This is a genomic window from Enterobacter sp. UPMP2060 (assembly GCF_053709655.1).
On sequence record NZ_JBSKJQ010000002.1, the window covers coordinates 211,658 to 231,621 of the forward strand.

Annotated in this window: 14 protein-coding genes and 3 pseudogenes; 11 read left to right on the plus strand and 6 right to left on the minus strand. The window is 41.2% G+C overall.

Going from position 1 to position 19,964, the window contains the following annotated elements:
* Positions 1 to 685 precede the first annotated feature (685 nt).
* Entirely contained in the window at positions 686 to 2,140 is a 1,455-nt protein-coding gene (locus tag ACWKXN_RS06480; RefSeq protein ID WP_454543510.1) for an amidohydrolase family protein, read from the plus strand.
* Between the two features lie 316 nt (positions 2,141 to 2,456).
* On the opposite strand, the gene ACWKXN_RS06485 is transcribed toward ACWKXN_RS06480, so the two are convergent.
* The 6 genes from ACWKXN_RS06485 to ACWKXN_RS06510 form a co-directional block, all read right to left on the minus strand.
* On the minus strand, positions 2,457 to 3,197 hold the full coding sequence (locus tag ACWKXN_RS06485; protein WP_454543511.1) for a carbonic anhydrase: 741 nt from the start codon (positions 3,195 to 3,197) through the stop codon (positions 2,457 to 2,459).
* A gap of 247 nt (positions 3,198 to 3,444) precedes the next feature.
* A complete protein-coding gene (locus tag ACWKXN_RS06490) occupies positions 3,445 to 4,272 on the minus strand; it encodes an EAL domain-containing protein (RefSeq protein WP_454543512.1) in 828 nt (275 codons plus the stop codon).
* Between the two features lie 355 nt (positions 4,273 to 4,627).
* On the minus strand, positions 4,628 to 5,785 hold the full coding sequence (locus ACWKXN_RS06495) for a fimbrial protein (RefSeq protein WP_454543513.1): 1,158 nt from the start codon (positions 5,783 to 5,785) through the stop codon (positions 4,628 to 4,630).
* 6 nt (positions 5,786 to 5,791) lie between these two features.
* A complete protein-coding gene (locus tag ACWKXN_RS06500; RefSeq protein WP_454543514.1) occupies positions 5,792 to 8,347 on the minus strand; it encodes a fimbria/pilus outer membrane usher protein in 2,556 nt (851 codons plus the stop codon).
* 28 nt (positions 8,348 to 8,375) lie between these two features.
* Complete coding sequence (locus ACWKXN_RS06505) at positions 8,376 to 9,083, minus strand: fimbrial biogenesis chaperone (RefSeq protein ID WP_454543515.1); 708 nt, start codon at positions 9,081 to 9,083, stop codon at positions 8,376 to 8,378.
* 71 nt (positions 9,084 to 9,154) lie between these two features.
* Complete coding sequence (locus ACWKXN_RS06510) at positions 9,155 to 9,709, minus strand: fimbrial protein (RefSeq protein WP_454543516.1); 555 nt, start codon at positions 9,707 to 9,709, stop codon at positions 9,155 to 9,157.
* Between the two features lie 373 nt (positions 9,710 to 10,082).
* On the opposite strand from ACWKXN_RS06510, the gene ACWKXN_RS06515 reads away from it, so the two are divergent.
* The 10 genes and pseudogenes from ACWKXN_RS06515 to ACWKXN_RS06560 all read left to right on the plus strand — a co-directional run bounded on the left by ACWKXN_RS06515 (position 10,083) and on the right by ACWKXN_RS06560 (position 19,960).
* A complete protein-coding gene (locus tag ACWKXN_RS06515) occupies positions 10,083 to 10,913 on the plus strand; it encodes a winged helix-turn-helix domain-containing protein (RefSeq protein ID WP_454543517.1) in 831 nt (276 codons plus the stop codon).
* Complete coding sequence (locus ACWKXN_RS06520) at positions 10,903 to 11,385, plus strand: FidL-like protein (RefSeq protein ID WP_454543518.1); 483 nt, start codon at positions 10,903 to 10,905, stop codon at positions 11,383 to 11,385. The genes ACWKXN_RS06515 and ACWKXN_RS06520 overlap by 11 nt, the downstream gene beginning before the upstream one ends.
* Before the next feature lie 702 nt (positions 11,386 to 12,087).
* A pseudogene (locus ACWKXN_RS06525) lies at positions 12,088 to 12,414 on the plus strand (DDE-type integrase/transposase/recombinase); the annotation flags it as partial.
* Between the two features lie 201 nt (positions 12,415 to 12,615).
* A pseudogene (locus tag ACWKXN_RS06530) lies at positions 12,616 to 13,694 on the plus strand (IS110 family transposase); the annotation flags it as partial.
* Between the two features lie 19 nt (positions 13,695 to 13,713).
* Positions 13,714 to 14,026 (plus strand): annotated as a pseudogene (locus tag ACWKXN_RS06535) (integrase core domain-containing protein); the annotation flags it as partial.
* A 526-nt stretch (positions 14,027 to 14,552) separates the two neighbouring features.
* Complete coding sequence (locus tag ACWKXN_RS06540) at positions 14,553 to 15,035, plus strand: response regulator transcription factor (RefSeq protein ID WP_454543519.1); 483 nt, start codon at positions 14,553 to 14,555, stop codon at positions 15,033 to 15,035.
* 464 nt (positions 15,036 to 15,499) lie between these two features.
* Positions 15,500 to 16,138 carry a LuxR C-terminal-related transcriptional regulator gene (locus tag ACWKXN_RS06545; protein ID WP_454543520.1) on the plus strand — a complete coding sequence of 213 codons (639 nt, stop codon included), beginning with the start codon at positions 15,500 to 15,502 and terminating at the stop codon, positions 16,136 to 16,138.
* Positions 16,139 to 16,218: 80 nt separating this feature from the next.
* On the plus strand, positions 16,219 to 16,713 hold the full coding sequence (locus tag ACWKXN_RS06550) for a fimbrial protein (protein WP_454543521.1): 495 nt from the start codon (positions 16,219 to 16,221) through the stop codon (positions 16,711 to 16,713).
* A 62-nt stretch (positions 16,714 to 16,775) separates the two neighbouring features.
* Positions 16,776 to 17,444 carry a fimbrial biogenesis chaperone gene (locus ACWKXN_RS06555; RefSeq protein ID WP_454543522.1) on the plus strand — a complete coding sequence of 223 codons (669 nt, stop codon included), beginning with the start codon at positions 16,776 to 16,778 and terminating at the stop codon, positions 17,442 to 17,444.
* 26 nt (positions 17,445 to 17,470) lie between these two features.
* The gene (locus ACWKXN_RS06560) at positions 17,471 to 19,960 is read left to right on the plus strand and encodes a fimbria/pilus outer membrane usher protein (RefSeq protein ID WP_454543523.1); all 2,490 of its coding nucleotides are present in this window, start codon (positions 17,471 to 17,473) and stop codon (positions 19,958 to 19,960) included.
* The last annotated feature ends 4 nt before the right edge of the window (positions 19,961 to 19,964 follow it).

A 19,964-nucleotide genomic window follows, 5' to 3' on the forward strand; every position in this document is an offset into this window, starting at 1 on the left:
TAGGTTCTGGATAGGCTGTGCGCATGATTGCGGCGTTCCGATAGGGCTGCTGGTTTCTCAGTTAACCATCACCTCCATCTTACTGGATGTGCTAGCCAACACGTGCGGTAATGACCTGCTCCCCGTTGATTGGACGGTGTTCATTTACTATGTAATTACTTTATGCTGTTTCTGGGGTACATCCATATGGTACGCAAACAGCCAAATAAGAAACGTAACTTTAGTATTCCTGGCGGCAAAGGAGTTAAGCTGGCAGTAGCCGTTGCGGGATTACTGACTTCAGTGATGGCCTTCGTTGTCTCATACTTTCCGCCCACCGGCCTGCTATGCTGTGATGCGAATGAGGTTTATGCGGGTCTGCTGGTAGTCTGCTTCCTGGTTGTACTGGCTATTCCGTTAATCATCAATTCTTAGAATGATATACGTCCGAAAGTTACTAATCTGATGCTCACGTGTGAGATAAGCGAATCCGCGCCGGAAGGTCAATTCTTCTTCCATCCACGCGCTCGTGCTACCCAGCACATTATTGTTGACTGGAAAAAGGTACATTAATCAATAAGAGCGTAAAGACCGGTCAAGCGAATCCAGTCTTCACGCTGGACAAATTTAGTAAAAGAGAGCAGATAACTTCGTTAACTTTTTCCGGTTAATACAGATATACCGGTTATGTATGGAGCACTATTCTATGGGGCACAACAGCTTAAGTCATCAGTACTACCCTGAACATTATGAAGCCTGTCTTTGCCACAGTCCGGCGTTTATCCGCATTAATACCATACTAAGCCGGGAGGCCGCAAAAGCGCCGCCTATTACTGCGGCAACGGTTGCCTCAGCCATTCCCGGAGCTAATTCACAGCACAGCACAGCAACCACCAACGCCGTACATATGAAAGCATTCATCAATGTGCGTTTGTTTGACGGTGTATCAGATAAACTGCACGACAATTTGCAGGTCATCGTTGAAGGCAACAAAATCAAAGCCATTGAACCACAAGACAGTGGTTTACCGGAGGATGTACAAATCATCGATGGCAAGGGCGGCGTGCTGATGCCGGGCCTGATTGACGCGCACTGGCATGCGATTATGGCCCGTCCCACAATCATGACTGCCATGACCTCTGATTTTAACTATATACAGGCACTTGCAATTGCGGAGGCGCAGGCAACTTTACTGCGCGGTTTTACCACTGTACGCGATATGGGGGGGCCAGTTTTCGGGCTCAAGCGCGCCATAGATGAGCGTGTAACCTCCGGTCCACGCATTTATCCGTCCGGCGCGTTTATCTCGCAAACAGGCGGCCATGGCGATTTCCGAATGCTGAGCGATATTCCCCGTGCGCCAGCGGATCACCTGAGTTATATCGAGCGGGTAGGGATTACCGCCATTGCCGATGGCCCGGATCAGGTGTTGCAGCGAGCCAGAGAACAATTGATGCGTGGCGCATCGCAGATCAAGTTTATGGCTGGTGGCGGCGTGGCGTCGTTATATGACGGGATTGACGTCACTGAAGGCTCAGTTGCTGAAATCAGAGCGGCGGTGATGGCGGCTCAAAACTGGGGGACCTATGTCACTGTTCACGCCTATACCGCACGCGCTGTGACCATGGCAATTGAAGGAGGCGTGAAGTGTATTGAACACGGTCAACTGGTCGACGAAGCCACGGTGCAATTGATGGCCGAAAAAAAACTCTGGTGGTGCTTACAACCTTTTCTTGATGATGAAGATGCGGTGCCAATGGCGACGCAAGCATCCCGCACAAAGCAACTATTAATGTCGGCGGGTACGGATACGGCCTACTTCCTAGCGAAAAAATACAATATCAAAACTGCTTGGGGTACTGATACGCTGTTTGATGCGCATCTGGCTACCCGTCAGGGCGCACAACTGGCGAAACTGGTCCGCTGGTACACACCGTTGGAAATCTTGAAAATGGCGACCAGTGTTAACGCTGAACTATGTACCATGTCCGGCCCACGCAACCCGTACCCACACAAACTAGGTGTAATCGAAGCTGATGCGCTGGCAGACCTGATTCTTGTTGATGGGGATCCTCTGACCGATATTAAGTTAATTGCCACCCCAGGGGAGTCTTTCAAGATCATTATGAAAGATGGCGTAATTTACAAGAACACCTTGTGAGGATGATTAATCTTCAGAAAAGAAAGCACCTCTTTTTCAAGTGTCGGTGTTACTCTTTGGCTAAGAATCCGGTCATTGACCGGAACTCAGTTTTTATATGATATTTGATCGTCTGGATAGTTCGTGTCGTACTGGTTTTTCTCACGCCATTCTTTGTTAGAAAAATATCCTCTATATGAGGGTTGAAAGATTACATGTGAATAAATTTAAATTAAATAAATAAAAATGCGCCTTGTAAAAGGCGCATGAAAGTGGAAGGGTGGAGCAGGAATCTAAATTAAAAAATTATACGCTGCATTATGCATCACTTATGAAACTAAACTTCAAAAAAAACAACTTTTCCACCAAGGAGATGATACATGCTACCTATTATTTTAATTTTACCCTGGTCTTCTAGTTGTTTCAATATAGGACTTTTTTGACGGATGTTTTCGATAGTAAGTTCAACATTTTTCTTAGCAACAGCATCAACAAAATCGTAATTACTGCCTTTACGTTCGCCAATATATTCTGTTTTTTCAATCGCGGGCTTTATTTCATCTAATAGATGAGTCAAATTACCCAGCTCTACATTATCGATAGCACCGCGTACTGCTCCACAACGGGTATGTCCCATTACTAACACCACTTTAGCGCCAGCAATAGCACAAGCAAATTCCATACTCCCGAGTATATCAGTATTGCTTATATTGCCGGCGACACGTGAATTAAATGTTTCGCCTATACCTGTATCCAAAACAATTTCGGCTGGCGCACGTGAATCAATACAGCTTAAGATAACAGCTGCAGGGTACTGACCAGTAAGACTGTTGCGTTTTTGCGCCAAGTAATCATGTTTCATAGGCCTGTTTTCACGAAATCGTAGATTTCCCTGTTTGAAATGTTCTATGACAGCCTCTGGTGTCATATTGTCACGTTCTTCTTTGCTAAGCGAAGCAGCAAAAGAAATGGAGGGTAAGGTTAAAGCAGCCATTCCGCTGATAGAAAGAGCGGAAACAGCTAACGTTTGTTTCAGAATGCTCCGACGTGATAATTGGATAGATTTATTCTTTTCCATGATCTTTTCCTTTAATTGCAATCGCTGGAAGTGAGTTCAAATAGATTTTTGAAACAATTTGATGCTTAATATATTAACTTTTGCGTAGCCCACACAACTCATCGCATTATCTTTGTAAATCATCAGTAATAAAAACATGTTCATACATTGGCTTTACACATTATGAATTTAGTCTGTTAAGAGTAAAAAAAATTTGACATCCGTCATATTTCTAACCAAAAAGTATTGTACCTCCTTTTTAAAGTTTTCATTTATACTGTAAATACAGATTCACGAATTTTTTCATTTCCATTGGTTTGGCCAGGTAGTATCCCTGCATTGCGTTAACTCCCGCTTTCTTTAGAAGATCTAATTGTAATTCATTCTCAACACCTTCAGCAGTAACCGTAAAGCCAAGCGGTATCGATAACGTCACAATCGCTTCAATAGTTTTATTGTTTATCAATCTGTTATCTGATGTTTGAGTGAGTTCTCGATCAATCTTAATAGTAGAGAAACCTATATGCTCTATATATTTTAGTGAAGATGTTCCTGCACCAAAATCGTCAATTGCAAAGCGAATGCCTTTTCTTATCAGTGTATTCATGATATTGCTGGTTTCTTCATTAAGCTGTAATGTTCCACGTTCAACAATCTCAAGCACAAGGGAAGCTTTACCCTTAAATTTATCGCTAAAAATTATTAGTTCTTGAATTATTTCTTCTGAGTGCAATTGTTCCGGATAGATATTAAAAGAAAAATAGAATTTATTAGGAATATCATTTACATATGCTAGAAAATAGTCGGAAACATCTTTTAATAATTTTGAAGTGATGTAATTCATCTGATGACTACATTCAAGAAAATTTATATAAGAGGCTGGTGATGTGAAACCTTCATCAGTTTTGACTCGCAAAAGCACTTCACATCCTACCATTTTGTCACCACTAGAGTTAAAAATTGGTTGCAGAAAGGGGTGAAAGTCAACTTTGTTAACGAAAATTTCAACTTGTTTTTCTTGAATGGAGTTTTTCTTCGTATTAAGAATTTTTATGATAAATTCAAGTGCTTTAGTGATTTTTGTACTGAATTTCATTTCTAATTTCATGTTAGTCCAAGGCTTCTATTTCTCTTCGATTAATGGTTAGTCATGTTTCGAAGAAGATGTTTAAGGTAGTAAGTGCTTAACGCTATAATGTAATTGGTTTTTCTAATGAATTTACATTAATATAACTCTTCCTTTTCACTAATTGAGTGCGTTAGTTGAGCTTTGATATTTCACGATGATATTTGAGTTAAGGTTTCATCATGTATTGAAGTGCAATCATATAATTAATATTAAAGCATGAAAAACATATCCAGCGTATTACAGTTTGCAATATTGGCTTGGGGGTTATGTTAAATTTAACAAGTAATAAATTATTAAAGTAATGTAAATTCCTCTGTAGAATTTAGTTATAACTGATAGTGAATATTACCTTCCCATCTGCTCTCCCAGGGGATACTACATTTTCGGTTTGGTAATATCTCGCTGCTATCGGTATTGTAATGTTTTTCGTACCGTCAGTGGGTGGAGAAAAAGTTTGTTGCTGTGAAAGATTCCAAACTAGTGGGTTTGATTTATCACCCCATGCTAACTGAATACCCAGACCTGACGCAGAATCTGACTGATTCTCATTAATAGAAATAATTCCAGCGGCTGTGTCTATCACTCCGGTATTTGCCGTGATTGATATAATTAATTTATTTTCTGTAGGCGTACCACCTGCGGGAGTTTCACCATCAATAGATGTTTGATAATTTGAAGAATAAAACCCAACAAATGCAGGGCAATTTATTAACTCAATTGATGAATCAATCCAAGGTGTTACAGAACCTTTCCCTCTAAAATTTTTCCTGAGTTCATACTCACCTAGAAAAACAGTCCTGTCTTGAGTTTGGCAAGTAGAACTTTGGACATTAACTGCCCCTGAAAAACTTAGTTTCAATAAATCTAGTGGGAGGCCAGTTAACCCCGGTGTTGGTTCTACTGTTATACCAAGAGGGGGAATGGAGTTTCCTGAAACGGATGAACCATTTAAAATATTGCCAGTTTTAACAAGCGCTATATATACAACTGGATTGCGAGTAAGCACTGATGCAGAGCCAGCTGTTGTGCCATCCCACACATAGTTCATAGGCACATACATGGGAGTATTTGTTGTTATTGTTGGATTTGAGTTTGCCGTGTATATGGCTACTCCAATTCCTGTAATATTTGTTGGGTAAACAGGTCCGTTAAATGTATTCCCGGCAAAATTAAATGCAGGCCCTAGAGGTTCTGAAATAACTTTATAGTATACATTAGCAGTCCAAGGGTCTTTCGTATCACATCGTAAGGCAACTTTATTTTCAGAACCTGTAGCCTTAAATCTGTACAAAGTTGTTCCATTGGGTAGGTCATTACCAGCATAAATGGAGCCGCTTAAGGGAACTGTTATGTCGCGATAAGGGTATCTTGCATCTATACTACATTGAATGTCAGCGTGAGCATGTATTGATAAAAACATTAGTAATAAAAAATATATGGTTCGTGAGGTGTTGTTTGTTATTGAATTAATGGTTTTCATGTTTTTTTAAGATCTGGTTATACAGGTTGAAGGCAGGCGGATAATATTTTCACTATTAATCTGCTTATCTGTTAGAGCATAGTGGACAGTGCAATTTTCGTTGCCAGAATCTCCCCATTGAATGCGTAATGTATCGCTTCGAGCTTCAACACGGGCGTATACTTCTCCACCTTGACCAACTATTCCAACACTTTTACCTTGTGTATTGATGACCTCTGCTCCAAATGGTATAGGGATACTGCTTTTATTAAGCTTCAATAAAAGTGACTGTCCTTTTAAAGTTTTAAATTTCATGTGAACCACTGAGCCAGCATATGGGGTAACCTTTTGACTTGTATTTTCAAGTTCGATTTTTTGTGATATACCTTTAGGATCAAGTGTTATTTCATTTGTTTCATATGGGTTAAGATTAGGTACTGCTGCATGACCAAATCGGTCTACTTTCACTCCTGTATAATTACCTACGACTGCCCCTGAGGCACCTTTCGCCTCAACAATAGCAAACGTATCACTAGTATATGGCGTTGCTACAACACCGCCAGAATAAGCAAGAAGGGTACCACTGGCACCAGCTGATAAACTATTATAATTCTGTCCCTTGCTTAGAGCTCCATTCAGATTGGCGAACGGTGAAAGGTATTGACCGTTCAGGCTACTACTACTAGGGCTCTCCTTAAAATGTGAGACTGTTGCACCATAACTATACTGATGTTCTTGCCCTGCCGTACCGGATACCCCTACTTGCTGACCGTAGTTGCCACGACCGTCACGATTAAGTGATACGGTCATGTTTGGTGTATTTGAATAATTCAATCCATTCAGTGGAATACTCATGTTGAACATTAAAGTTGTCTCCATGTCTCCCTGACCGTTACGGTTACGAGCTGCATTTAAGCCATACGTAACTGATTTAAAATTGTTGTTATGCCCCATCTGGTATTGTAGTTCTGAACCAGTGCGTTTGTTCCAGTAGTCTTGGGTATAGCCTGAAATATAAAATTGCCCATAACCACTTGGTAAACTTTGGTTAAAAGTAGTAGTAATACGGCTTTTCGGGCGGTATATTGTATCAGGGGTACGACCACGTTCTATTCCATCAATCATCAGCATAGCCGTTTGATAGTCTAAATAACCTGAATTAGAATAACGATATGTAGCTACGGATAAATTAGTCTTCGTATCCGAAAGATATTTATTATAGGTAACACGATAACTCTGGCCAGTAAAAGAATTATCTTTTTTAATAAAATCATTGGATTGGGTTCTTGCATGGCTTACATCAAAAGCCAGTGCACCAGCAAAAGTATTCATTGCAGTACCTAACTGCAGATTATAGTAATCATTCCTGCTACTTTGCACGCCACCGTAACCGGTAAACATGTTGGTTAGCCCGCGCTGATAAGTTGCTTGGTAAATTGCACGACGATTTAAGGCCCGGGTATCATTAAACTCACCAATAACAATATCGTAGCGTTGACTTCCAGGGCGTAATAGCTGACTGACAGCGGTATATGGAACAGTAAAGCGCTGCACAGTACCATCTGCTTCTGTTACAGTAACTTCTAAATCACCACCGTAATTATTTGGATACATGTCATCAATATTGAACGCCCCGGGAACAACCGTCGTTTCATGAATAATATGTCCATTTTGACGAATTGTTACTGTGGCATTTGTTCGGGCAATCCCTCGCACCTCTGGTGCATAGCCGCGTTTGGTCTGAGGCTGCATGCGTTCCACATCCTTTAGTTCAACACCGCGATAGGCTACGGAATCAAAGATGTTGCCACTGGTATTATTCTCACCGATTATTAGCCTTCCACTAATGTCGGGAATATCACGCTCAACATATGTGTTAATACGTTGATAGCCTCCACCTAAACCCTGCAACCAATTATAGTTACCGTTGTGACGTAGTTTCCATGCCTTGATATTCAATCCACTATTCAGACCTACATAAGCAGAGTCAACACTCCTGCTATCTGACGAAAAAGAGTTAAAGTTGCTCTGATATCCTAACATCATTGCGTTTATACCTTCATCCCAATATTCTGGGCTGACATAATCCTGATTAGCACTTTGTAAATAAACCTGCGGAATGATTAGATTAAGTTGCCCTGCCTCTGAATCATAATCGAAAGATGCCGCCGGCAAAATAGAGTTTAAAAAAATACACGCATTATCTTTTTTCATTATTAGTTTGGCTGCGAGTGGAGATAGTTCTCTCGTGTTCAAATTTATTTTTTGTAATACTACCCGTTGCAAACAAAGACTAACATTGCCATTATCATCTTCATGAAAGGTTACCTTTTCATTACCTAGTTCTTTACCATTTATGAAAATAGATGTAGAATATGTTCCCGCTACTATAATTGGTCCTTTTTCAAAACGACTGATATTCACTTTTTTATCAGTCCATGGACTTAGGAAAATGGGATCGAACGTTATACTATCACCGGAATTAACCAGTTCATTTGCCGAACCGGTTTCAGGGATGACAACATAAATTACGGAAATGAACCCCATTAACACATTCAGTTGAAATAATTGCTTTCGTTTCATTTTTTAAATCTGAAGATCAATGTTAAAATTAAATGGTTGCACTCGTTTTTTTTATGGCCCCCCAATCGTTAATGTAACTCCAAGAAATTGTATGACCATGTATGAAAGGTCCTTTATTACTTTTAATTTCAAATTGGCTAAATGGGGAAATCATTTCGCCGACACTTTCAGTTTTACCATTTTCATCTCTTACATTAAGCAAGGTAACATGATACGGTGAATTATTTATAGCTGTTAGCTTACCGTTGTCAATTTTCCATTTGATTGATTCTGCCGCTTCTGCACTGTTTTTTTTTAATTGTGCAGGTCGATAAAATAATTTTATTCTCGAGCGGAAGGCGACCTGTAATTTATTTGAATCTTTTCCTTTGATATTATTTGGCGGAATTTCTAACACGTTCAGCCAAAAGACACTTTCACGGTCCTGTGGCAAGGTTTCCCCACCGGTATATGATATGCGAAGGGTTTGTCCTTTTCCTGCATTCACACGATTCATTGGTGGGTTTATAAAGAAAGGGACATTTCCATCGTCAGGGTTTATATTTTGATCTCCTTTATCAATCCATGCTTGGATTAAAATAGGAGTTGTACCTTTATTATTCAGTTTTACGGAGATCTCCTTTTCTTCCGCTGGATAAACTACTCGTGTTCCATTTATGACAATGTTTGCATGCGTTGTACATGATAATGCCAAGGTGAAAATTAAAAACACGCCTTTACTAATTATAGACTTCATTATTGCACTTTTTTCCTCAAGAATTAATACCTGGCATTATTAACCAGGTGGTGTCACTAAATGATATTTGTTTACTTGTATTGAAGGTTATAAACAACACTGGATGTAACAATTCCAGAAGTTACAGGACCTTCGGCATAATATCGAACTGAATATGGAAGCTTAATAACTTCATTTCCGTTTATGTTTGAGAAGTAATTTTTTTCATTCTGATTCGGGTTGCCCACAAATATAACGTTGCCGTTAGTACCATCAAGCAACTGCAACGAAACATTCTCTGCACCTGCAATAGAAGTTTGTTTCAAACGCCCACTGATGTTATCGACTGTTGCCCCTGCCTGAAAAAATGCAGAAACAGTATTTTCACCTTGGTTGCCTAAAACGCAATTTTCTAAAGTCATAGTAAAGCTAGTTTGACCGGTTGTTTTACCAACTGAAGCCAACTCACTTGTTGGAACTATTGGCAGAGAAACTGTAGCATCACCTTTCTGTCCATTAATAGCCACGTCACAGGTTGTATCAGTAACCTTCCCGCTGAAGTTAATTGTACCGCTGGTTGCTGCATTAGTTGTGAAACTTAGACCAATCAGCATCGACATAATGGTCAGTGGAGCAATCTTTTGCATCTAATCCTCAAAAACTTGTGTTTATGTAGTTTTATACTTTTGAAGTAATCAAACTGAAAAGCTGATCTACCTCATATACGTTAAATTTTTTCTTCGTATTGTAGTTGGCGAACTTGGTTGTTCTCAACGCCGGATATACTATGCCAAAAGAAAAAAAATAGTAATTGATATCGCGAAATTGTATAAATACAGAATAAAGTGCTGATTTAATGAGTTGATATCAATTTTTAAAAAATAAAACACTATTTTATTGGGGTTATACTAAATGGGTATGAACTGAGAAAAATGCTTAAAAATACGTTGGCTTTTTTACTGCTTGCGTTCTGGAAAAAAATCTATAAAACGTCATTTTTTTTCACATATGGAGTTCATAATGCTTTATATCATTAGTGGCGAAATACATTTTCAGAATAGCGATGGTGCAATCTGGAAGGAAGCGCATACTCAGGAAGAATCAGTAACTCTTACGGCAACTACCAGTCGATTGCTGTCATACTTGCTTGACCATCATGGCAAGGTTTGCACAAGAGATGAAATTCTCGACGCGGTTTGGTCAACTTATGGGTTACGTTCGTCGAATAATAGCCTCAATAAATATATTGCTGATTTACGGAGGGTTTTTAATAATTTTGAATTGACAGGCGATGTTATAATTACAGTGCCTAAAGTAGGTTTTATGTTTGCTAAGGAAGTCGATGTCAAGAAACTGCAGCACAGCTTTAATGATGAAAATTATATTCCTGATACTACTGTTGTTTCACTTACGACTGGAGCGCATGATCAAGAGATACAGTTAAAATCTCATTTGAACTTAACAGTTTTATTTTTCGCAATTATTTTTTTTGGTTTGTCACCAATTGTTTTTTCAATGTTTATACAAAATCTAAAGTTATTAGATGTTCATTCTATTAAACAAAGTAATCCATACTTGTTAGAAAACATGAATAATTGTAAAATATATACATTACAGCAAACTTCTACTGACATAACAGCAATTCAACTTACGATTGTAAAAAAATTAATGCAAAAAACAGGTTTCAAGTGTCAGGAGAATACTTCTATTTTTTTTCAGCCTTCGGACCCTGTGATTTATGGGTACCCAGGCCGAGTGTTTTTATCACGCTGTACATATAATAATGACAAGCAAGCTAAGCTTGCTGCGTGCGATAACTATTATGGAGTTAATTATACAAGTGAAGAATAAATTTAAAATGTCAACCTTTTATTTATCGGTTGTTTTTGTTCTTATTGTATTTTGCAATATTTTATATTTTTCTTACGATCGAGGCACCATACTTAATGATACATGTGTATCAGTGTTTAGAATACAGGAATTCAATAATGAATTTTCTACAACAGCAACTTCTAAACTCGTTATGAAAGCTGATAAAAGTGGATATGTGGCTTTTTCAGGAAATGCAACCTATGAAGGTAAATCAATGATTCTCTCTAGGGATATAAGATTCAAATATGAAAAGGAATCAAATGATATTTATAAGATTTTTGATTATGAAACTGTGAAATACTCAAGTGATAATACACCGGATGCTCTAATGGATAGTGTATTCTTTAGCACTAGGAATCAAAAACCACGCTATATAATTGTGAGCAAAATCATGAATAGTTATGTTATAGGGAATTTATATTCTCCTATTTTCATGTGTGTGGTTAAGTAATATTTGGGTATATTAAATATATCCGTTATTTAACTCTTGATTGTCAAAAGAAGTCAACTCAAACTCAATTTGAGTTGCTTTATTATTGCTGCAAATCATTTATCAAGCATAAATAATTGCTCTAAATAGCCAATCATTCAGGGTAACTCAGTCCGGTTTATGTGATCTGGTCAATCACTGAATATTCCATATCACCAGCCGGACTGAGTAATGCCGATCATAGCACCAATATCCATAACCTAACGAGGCCTGATGCAAAAAACTATTCATAAATTAAAGAACAGATACCACGCACCGCGGCTCACCGCCTTCTTATTCCACTGTCAGTCTTGGTGCCGGAACGGTTAGCTGTGCCAGCTCATCGATTTGTCGCTGGATTAAATGATACAAACTATCTGGTTCTGAAGGCCTGAAAACTTTACCGTCAGGAAGTGGGAGACGCTGGCCATTAGATTTTATTTGCACTTTGCTGCTGGAGTTTGTTAAGCATTCTCCCAGTAGATTTCGATCTGCGTTCGAGCTGGAGTACCGAACTGCTGGCGATAAAAACTCGTGATATCACTGGTTGTCTGCTTCATGCTTCAACTTTCTGGTAATGGTTTCCTTTTGACGGACAGATTTGGCGAAGAGCCTCGCCAAAACTGCTTTAGCGTGACCCATATAAAGAAGAAACCAATGGTCGTTACCCAAAAGTATTGACTGATCCTGACCCCGAATCACCTTGAGCGAAAGTTCGCTGGAACAGAGCCAAACCTGGTGTAGTGCGGCGATGTGACCTATATCTGGACAGGTAAGCGCTGGGCGTACCTCGCCGTTTTTCTCGACCTGTTCGCAAAGAAACCAGTGGGCTGGGCAATGTCGTTCTCAACAGATAGCAGACTCACCATGAAAGTGCTGGTAATGGCATGGGAAATGCGCGGCAAGCACGTTGGAGTAATGTTCTACAGCGATAGTAATAATGCCGGTATCAGTCTTTACCACCACTCAGTTTGCCGTTTAACCCGATTGGTGCGATTACTGATGCATTGAATACCTTCCTCCATCCTGACTCACACAGCGATCGACCTTTTGTGTCCTGCCCTTGACCCGTCAGTTGTCGGAAGCGCCTTCATGCGAGGCATCTCCACCGATGCGCGTGGCTCAAGAAGGGCCTGACGGCTTGTCTCGTTACTGTCCAGTCCGGGTTATCTGTCTCGAGATTCAACTCTGTTTCCTCACAGGAGTTCTGTCATGGCTGATAAAGTTACCGAAGCCGCCGTTGTGGGTGGCGTGGATAGACATAAAAATCTGCACGTTGCCGCTGTCGTTGATCAGAACAATAAAGTCCTGGGGACCCAGATTTTCGCCACAACACGACAAGGTTACCGGCAGATGCTGGCATGGATAACCACATTTGGGTCAATAAAGCGAATTGGTGTTGAGTGCACAGGCAACTATGGATCGGGTCTGCTTCACTATTTTCATAATGCCGGGTTAGAAGTTCTTGAAGTCACCGCCCCAGACCGGATGGAACGATGAAAGCGGGGTAAAAGTGACACGATTGATGCTGAGTGTGCTGCTCATGCCGCATTCTCCGGAATAAGAACCGTCACACCCAAAACGCGCAATGGCATGATTGAGTCTCTTCGTGTTAAAAACCTGCCGAAAAACAGCGATGTCCGCCCGCAGAGTCGCTCTCCGGATTATCCATTCCAATATTATCTCTGCGCCGGATGAATTACGCGAACAGCTCAGAAATATGACGCGCATGCAGCTCATCAGGCCCCTGGGTTCCTGGAGACCTGATGCCAGTGAATTCCGTAATGTTACCAACGTTTATTGCATTACATTAAAGTCCCTTGCCCCGCGCTATCTCGAATTAAATGACGAAATCACTGATCTGGATGTCATGATTGTGGCAATTGTCGATGAGCTGGTACCTGAACTGATTAAACATAATGCTATTGGATACGAAAGCGCTTCACAGTTGCTGATCACTGCCTGAGACAATCCCCAACTGTTAAGATCCGAATCAGGTTTTGCTGCACTGTGTGGTGTCAGCCCGGTTCCTGTCTCTTCTGGAAAAACGAACCGTTATCGACTTAATCGGGGGGGGGGGGGGAGAGCGTGCTGCAAATAGTGCACTTCACATCATCGCTATCTGACGTGTACGAACAGATGATAAAACGAAAGAATATGTTGCCAGGCGAGTAGCCGAAGGACATACAAAAATGGAAGCAATACGCCGTCTTAAGCCCTATACCTCACACGAAGTCTATACATTATTGCGAAATCAAAATAAGCAGGTCAACAGCATCCCGATAATGGCTTTACTCTTAGAAGGGCGTCCAGGTCAGTCATTATACAAGCAGGCAGTTCCGGCAGTTACTATGGCGATACCGGATCAGGCAGAGTATGAGTCGGTGAGGAAACTGCTGGGATAATAGCCCAATGGAACGCTTCTTCCGGAGTCTGAAGAGCGAATGGGTGCCAGTGACGGGTTACGTAAGCTTCAGCGCTGCAGCCCATGCAATAACGGACTATCAGACTGCACGAATATAACGTTGGGTTGCCACCAGACGAATCAGAAAATAGATACTGGAAAAACTCTAACGCGGTGGCCAGTTTTAGTTGGCTACTTCAGTTTTATATTAATAAGTAATCCCATTGAATATGGTGTTTTAATCTATATTTTGCTGATATATTTTTTTATTGTAGTCTTTTGTTCTGTTTTTTGGTGTCTTATGAATACAAGTAGCTATTCAAATTGAAGGGTATAAAATTATGTTACTTCTTTATATTTGCCTAATTGGAAATAAACGGACACTTATGAAATTAACTTCGGCAATCGTAGCGAGAGAAACATCCCTAGGAAAATTCCATAATAAAGGATGTACCTATCATAATTCCGGTTAACTATAAAAAAAACCAATATACAGATAAGTGTATTATTTTATAACTTTAATGTTTTAATGTTGCTAAATTGCGGTTTGTGATTTTTTTCTAGTTTATATTGCTGGATTTGTATTCAATTGTGAGATTTTATTCTTTTGGTTTTTTTTGGGTTTGTAGTAGGGTTCAGATGTTGCATACTTTATTAGGCATTGAACACAAGTAGTGCTTGAGGGAAGAAGGAATATCGTCGAGTGCCGTGTTTTTTTATCGAATGGAATTGATGTGTTAAAAATATGACTGTTTCAAATTCTTTTTTTTCAGATGATTCTTTTTTTGTTTATGGACTTTGTGGCTTGTTAAGCCGAGAGTTCTTAAATGACTTTTTTATCATTTTCGATTTTGATTGCCGAAATTTATACGAAGATCGTATTCCTTTTTCTGAAGATAAAAAGGTGGTCGCGTTCGTTTCTAATGATATTGCATTTTATAAAGCTGAAAATTTTGGTCTGCACCATGTTTTAGATAAGAAAAGTAGCTTGAAAGATATCCTCGACTTTTTTTTACTAGAACGTAACTCGGGTGCCTATAAAACAAAAAGATCGTTAAGCAAACGCGAAAAAGAAATTCTAATGTTAATGTCTGATGGTACAACGCATAAGGAAATGGTGGATAAATTAGGGATTAATTACAAAACACTCTATACCCATCGCAGAAATTTAATGCTAAAGCTGGGGTGTGAAAATAGAATTTGTTTGCAAAATCTTTTTTTGAAATGATGGCTGAACTCAGTATTAATATTTTCGTGAACACAAGTTAGATAAAAATCTTAATTTAATATTGAGCTGCTTGGTTTTTGGGTTGATATGGTGTTTTTAATAATCCAGAACGTGAGGGGATCTATGCGTTTCTGCATAAAAATATACGGAAAATGGAATCATTAAATAATGAATATCTTACAAAGCTAATATTAAAAATGAGAGTTTATAAATTAATCATTTTTATGCAAAGATATTTATTCAAAGATCATTGAATTTGATGGAAGTATCATTGCTTTTTCTTGAAGAAATAAACTGTCTTAACAAAAGTCATTTACATCGTTTTTTTAGGATTTTCATTACAAAGATTAGGGGAGTTCCCGATTGAAACAATGTGGTTATTTAATTTACAATATATTCATTAATTGTAAGGTAAATAAGGTTGGTATTAATGATTCTAGCCAATTGACTAATGGAGCGCACTATTGAGTTCCATACTGGTTTTAAGTGACGACTTTATTTTTAAAAAGGCAATAACATTACTTTTGACTGCTGAGAAAGAAGAACTCGCCCAGGTGGAAAAGGGAAGCGAGGTGATAAATATTTTTTACTCTAACCACCAGGAAAATATTGAGCACGTGTTGATTGTTAACAACTGTAGTGCCCTGATTGTAGATATCCAAGATGAACTGTGTGCGCAGACGATTAGTGTTCTTAGTGGAATTAAAAGAGAATATCCTAAAATTCGTATGATGTTCATCGTTAACGAATTTTTTGACTACCAAAATCCATTTGCTAGAGTATTAATTTCAATATTGGATATGCTGGTTACTCGCTATGAAAGTATTATAGGGATAAAGCAAAAGTTGAATCGTTTTTCACGCTCAAAACATTTTATGTTCAATGGCTCTGAATCAGCTTTTTCGGGTCTTTCGAAACGAGAGCAAGAAGTAATAAACCGTCTTGTGCAGGGGAAAAACACGAACGAAATTGCCGAAGAATTATATATAAGTACAAAAACGGTATACACCCATAGATACAGAGTTTATGCCAAATTAGGTGTGAGGAATATTTTTGAACTGCATAAGGTTATGCGGAATTCATTAATGCTCCCTTCGCCTTAGTTGTGAATTAAAATCATCAACAGCACCTCCATCAACGGCATAAAAAGCCAAGGAGGTTTTTAATTTAAAAGGATTATTCAATGAAAAAAACTACGTCTTTAGCTTTTTTATTCTTTAGTGCTAGTACCTTTGCGAGCGATGGTACAATAAATTTCACTGGTAATATTACCGATACCTCGTGCACGATCTCTACCTCTGATGTTACCGTCGATTTTGGCACAATTGCTGCTAGTTCCTTTACTGCAAAAGGAGATACAGCTGCTGGTCGTTCTTTTCAACTGACCTTGACGAATTGCCCTTACGAAAGTGCCACCGTTCGCTTTGATGGCAATGCTGACCCGGAAGGTAAGCTGTTCCTGATAGACAGCGGTACGGGTAAAGCTAGTGCTGTAGGGATTGCGCTTTATGATGTTAACAACCAGCAGGTATTGCCGAATACTCCATCTAGCGCTTATGTACTTTCAAAGACAGCGGCAAATACACTGAATTTCACCGCCAAACTGCAATCTACCGCAGCGACCGTTAACAGCGGGAATATTTCCGCAACATCTAATTTTACTATTGTCTATCCATAATTAACTTGGAGCTGGCGGGCAGCCAGCTCTTTTATTCCAGTTGGTCGGGTTTGGAGAAGAATGTGAAATTAATAGCCTCGCTATTTATAATTATTTGTAGTGTGCACTCTGTTTGGGCAGGAATTACACTAAACGCAACTCGTGTTATTTATAATGAATCCCAAAAAGAGGCGGCAATAACGATAAGCACCTCCGGAGAAAATCGACCTTATCTGGTTCAGTCATGGCTAGAAAATGGCGAGCGTGGTGAGACATCACCGCCTTTCGTTATTACGCCACCGCTCTTTAAATTAATGCCAGATACCACTTGGCAAATTCGCATTACTCGGATTCGCGAAGGGCTGGCGAACGATCGTGAATCGCTATTCTGGCTTAATGTGAAAGCGATTCCCGCATCTGATAATCGCGAGCGTAACCGTATGCTGATTGCCACTAAAAATGTCATGAAACTCATCTGGCGTCCGGATTCGCTTAATGCGGCGGCGGCTGGTGATGCAGTGAAGCAGGTGAGCGTTCTGGGCGATGGAAAGGCTATCACGTTTCGCAATCCTACCCCTTATTTTGTCAATATTGGTTCGCTACGGGTGAACGGTCTTCCGGTGAACACGCCGGGCTATATCGCTCCTTTCGCTACCCATACAATTCCGCATAGCCAGCGTCATGGTCAGCTTGAGATACAAGCAATCAATGATTACGGCGGCTTAACCCCCGCTGTAACGCTTAACTTCTAAGCATCTGCAGAATATGGACATTGAAGATGAGAGTAAAAAAGTTGGCATTCTTGCTTATCTGGAGTTATGCACCTCTGGCCGCGCATGCCGATCTATATTTTGATACCAATGCCTTAGATTTGTCTGATGAGCAAAAAAAACAGCTTAATCTTAAGTCATTCAGCGATGCTACGACCGCATCGCCGGATATCTTAAATGTCGACGTGCAGGTTAACGGCGTTTCAGTGGGCCAGCGTAGTATCGCCTTTGATGTTTGCGAGAAGACACTATGCGCGGTCTATTCGCCACGGCTACTCGCTGAACTTGGCGTGCGCATCGAGCAGTTTCCGTCACTGGCGGCGCTGGGAGCTGACCAGACACTGAGCAGTATCGATAAATATATTCCTCAAGCGACGAGCCTGTTTGACCCGGCAAAACAACAGTTGCTGATCTCGATGCCTCAGTTAGCGTTGAAACCGCAGGTACGAGGAGACGTCTCCCCCTCACTCTGGGACGACGGGCTGCCAATGCTGTTTACCAGCTACAACTTGAATGGTATGGAGTCGCGCTACAGCGAAGGTAAAGAAAGTTCGCAATATCTTAACTTGCGAAGCGGTGCCAATCTGGGAGCATGGCGTGTGCGTAACTACAGCTATTACAACCACGATAGCAATGAAGAAGATCGATGGCATAGTATGCAAACATGGATTGAGCGCGACATTCGCGCTCTGCGCTCCCACCTTAAAATTGGCGAAAGCGCGACGACGAAGTTGGTGTTCGACAGCTTTAATTTTAGCGGGCTAATGCTGGCTTCTGATGACGGTATGCTGCCGCAAAGTCAGCAGGGCTTTGCGCCAATTATCCGTGGCATCGCCATTAGCCACGCGCAGGTCGAGGTGCGCCAGAAGAATAATATTATCTATCAGTCTTGGGTTCCGCCCGGAGCGTTTGAGATAACTGATCTCTTCCCCACCTCTTCAAGTGGCGATCTTGAGGTTCTTATTCGCGAAGAGGACGGCAGCGTGCGCTCTTTTATTCAGCCGTTTTCATCCGCTCCGGAGATGGTTCGCGAAGGGCAGATGAAATATGCATTTAGTAGCGGCAAGTACCGTAGTGATAACGTGGATGCGACGCAGCAGAAATTTGTCCAAGGCGAGATCATTTACGGCCTGCTAAATTCTACAACGCTGTACGGCGGCATTATGGGCGCGGAACATTATGCTGCGACAGCGATTGGTATTGGGCAAGGGCTGGGCGAACTAGGGGCGGTTTCTGTCGACTTTACTCACGCCGAAAGTTACTTCTATGACCGCGATGTGACGAAGGGTAACTCTGTGCAGTTCCGCTACAACAAAAATATTACTGCCACCGATACAACCATGACGCTCGCAGGGTATCGCTATTCGACTTCTGGCTATTACAGCTTTGAAGAGGCCAGCGAAGCTTGGCGTGACAACGATTCGCGTCATTACGGTCAGCCGAAGCAGCGTATGCAGCTTATTCTCAACCAGAGCCTTAGCGATTGGGGCGGTCTTACGTTCTCAGCATATCAACAAAACTATTGGCAGGGCAAAGGCGGTAAAACCCGTTCAATGACATTGGGCTACAACTTTAACTTCGCCGGAGTGGGTGTATCGCTTAACTATAGCGATAACCAGACACAAGGGCGAGACGGTAATGATAGAATCGCCTCGTTGAACCTATCATTACCCTTGAGCCGTTGGTTGAGCCCAAATAATACGGCGCTGGTGAATTTCAGCCAGACGCATTCTCAAAACGGGCGTAGCCAGAGTCAGGCGACGTTTACAGGTACTGCTTTAAGCGATCATAACCTTAACTATTCCCTTTCTCAAAGCTACAGCCGCGATGAGCGGTCAGAATCTAGCAGCGGCAGTGCGGCCAGTCTCCGCTATACCGGTAGTAAAGGCGTCGCATCGGCGGGCTACTCTACAGAATACGGTGAAAATCAACGCGTTAATTACGGCCTTCAGGGGTCCGTAGTGCTGCATCCCTATGGTCTAACGTTGGCTCAGGAGCTGCCGGAAGGTGGTGCTAGCGCGCTAGTCCATGCGCCGGATGGCGGCAGCCTCAAAGTAAAAAACACCACCGGCGTCGCGATCGACAGCGTGGGCAATGCGATTGTGCCGTGGCTGACCGTCTACCAGGAAAACATCATAGCGATTGACGCACAAAGCGCGGAGGACGATGTGGAGATCGACAATACCCAGCAGCGTGTCGTGCCGAGTCGCGGCGCGCTGGTGTTGGCGGAGTTCAAACCGCAGCGCGGAAATCGCCTATACGCCCGGCTACGCTGGCAGGGTAAAAATGTCCCCTACGGCGCCATGGTCAACACTGGTGACGGGCATAGTGGGATCGTTAATGAACGCGGCGAGGTCTATCTGAGCGGGCTCAACCAACATGCGGTGCTCAGCGTCTCGTGGGGAATCGGCAAACATTGCTTAGCGTCGGTTGACTTTAGCAACGTGAAAAAGATTAATGGTATCGCCCTTATGGACGTTGAGTGCCGGGCTAATTAAGGAG

What these genes read in the sequence shown, in the direction of transcription:
- ACWKXN_RS06480 (WP_454543510.1), top strand. Translation starts at nt 686, where the DNA reads ATGGGGCACAACAGCTTAAGTCATCAGTACTACCCTGAACATTATGAA.
- ACWKXN_RS06515 (WP_454543517.1), top strand. Translation starts at nt 10,083, where the DNA reads ATGCTTTATATCATTAGTGGCGAAATACATTTTCAGAATAGCGATGGT.
- ACWKXN_RS06550 (WP_454543521.1), top strand. Translation starts at nt 16,219, where the DNA reads ATGAAAAAAACTACGTCTTTAGCTTTTTTATTCTTTAGTGCTAGTACC.
- ACWKXN_RS06510 (WP_454543516.1), bottom strand. Translation starts at nt 9,709, where the DNA reads ATGCAAAAGATTGCTCCACTGACCATTATGTCGATGCTGATTGGTCTA.
- ACWKXN_RS06505 (WP_454543515.1), bottom strand. Translation starts at nt 9,083, where the DNA reads ATGAAGTCTATAATTAGTAAAGGCGTGTTTTTAATTTTCACCTTGGCA.
- ACWKXN_RS06560 (WP_454543523.1), top strand. Translation starts at nt 17,471, where the DNA reads ATGAGAGTAAAAAAGTTGGCATTCTTGCTTATCTGGAGTTATGCACCT.
- ACWKXN_RS06490 (WP_454543512.1), bottom strand. Translation starts at nt 4,272, where the DNA reads ATGAAATTCAGTACAAAAATCACTAAAGCACTTGAATTTATCATAAAA.
- ACWKXN_RS06495 (WP_454543513.1), bottom strand. Translation starts at nt 5,785, where the DNA reads ATGAAAACCATTAATTCAATAACAAACAACACCTCACGAACCATATAT.
- ACWKXN_RS06485 (WP_454543511.1), bottom strand. Translation starts at nt 3,197, where the DNA reads ATGGAAAAGAATAAATCTATCCAATTATCACGTCGGAGCATTCTGAAA.
- ACWKXN_RS06500 (WP_454543514.1), bottom strand. Translation starts at nt 8,347, where the DNA reads ATGAAACGAAAGCAATTATTTCAACTGAATGTGTTAATGGGGTTCATT.
- ACWKXN_RS06540 (WP_454543519.1), top strand. Translation starts at nt 14,553, where the DNA reads ATGACTGTTTCAAATTCTTTTTTTTCAGATGATTCTTTTTTTGTTTAT.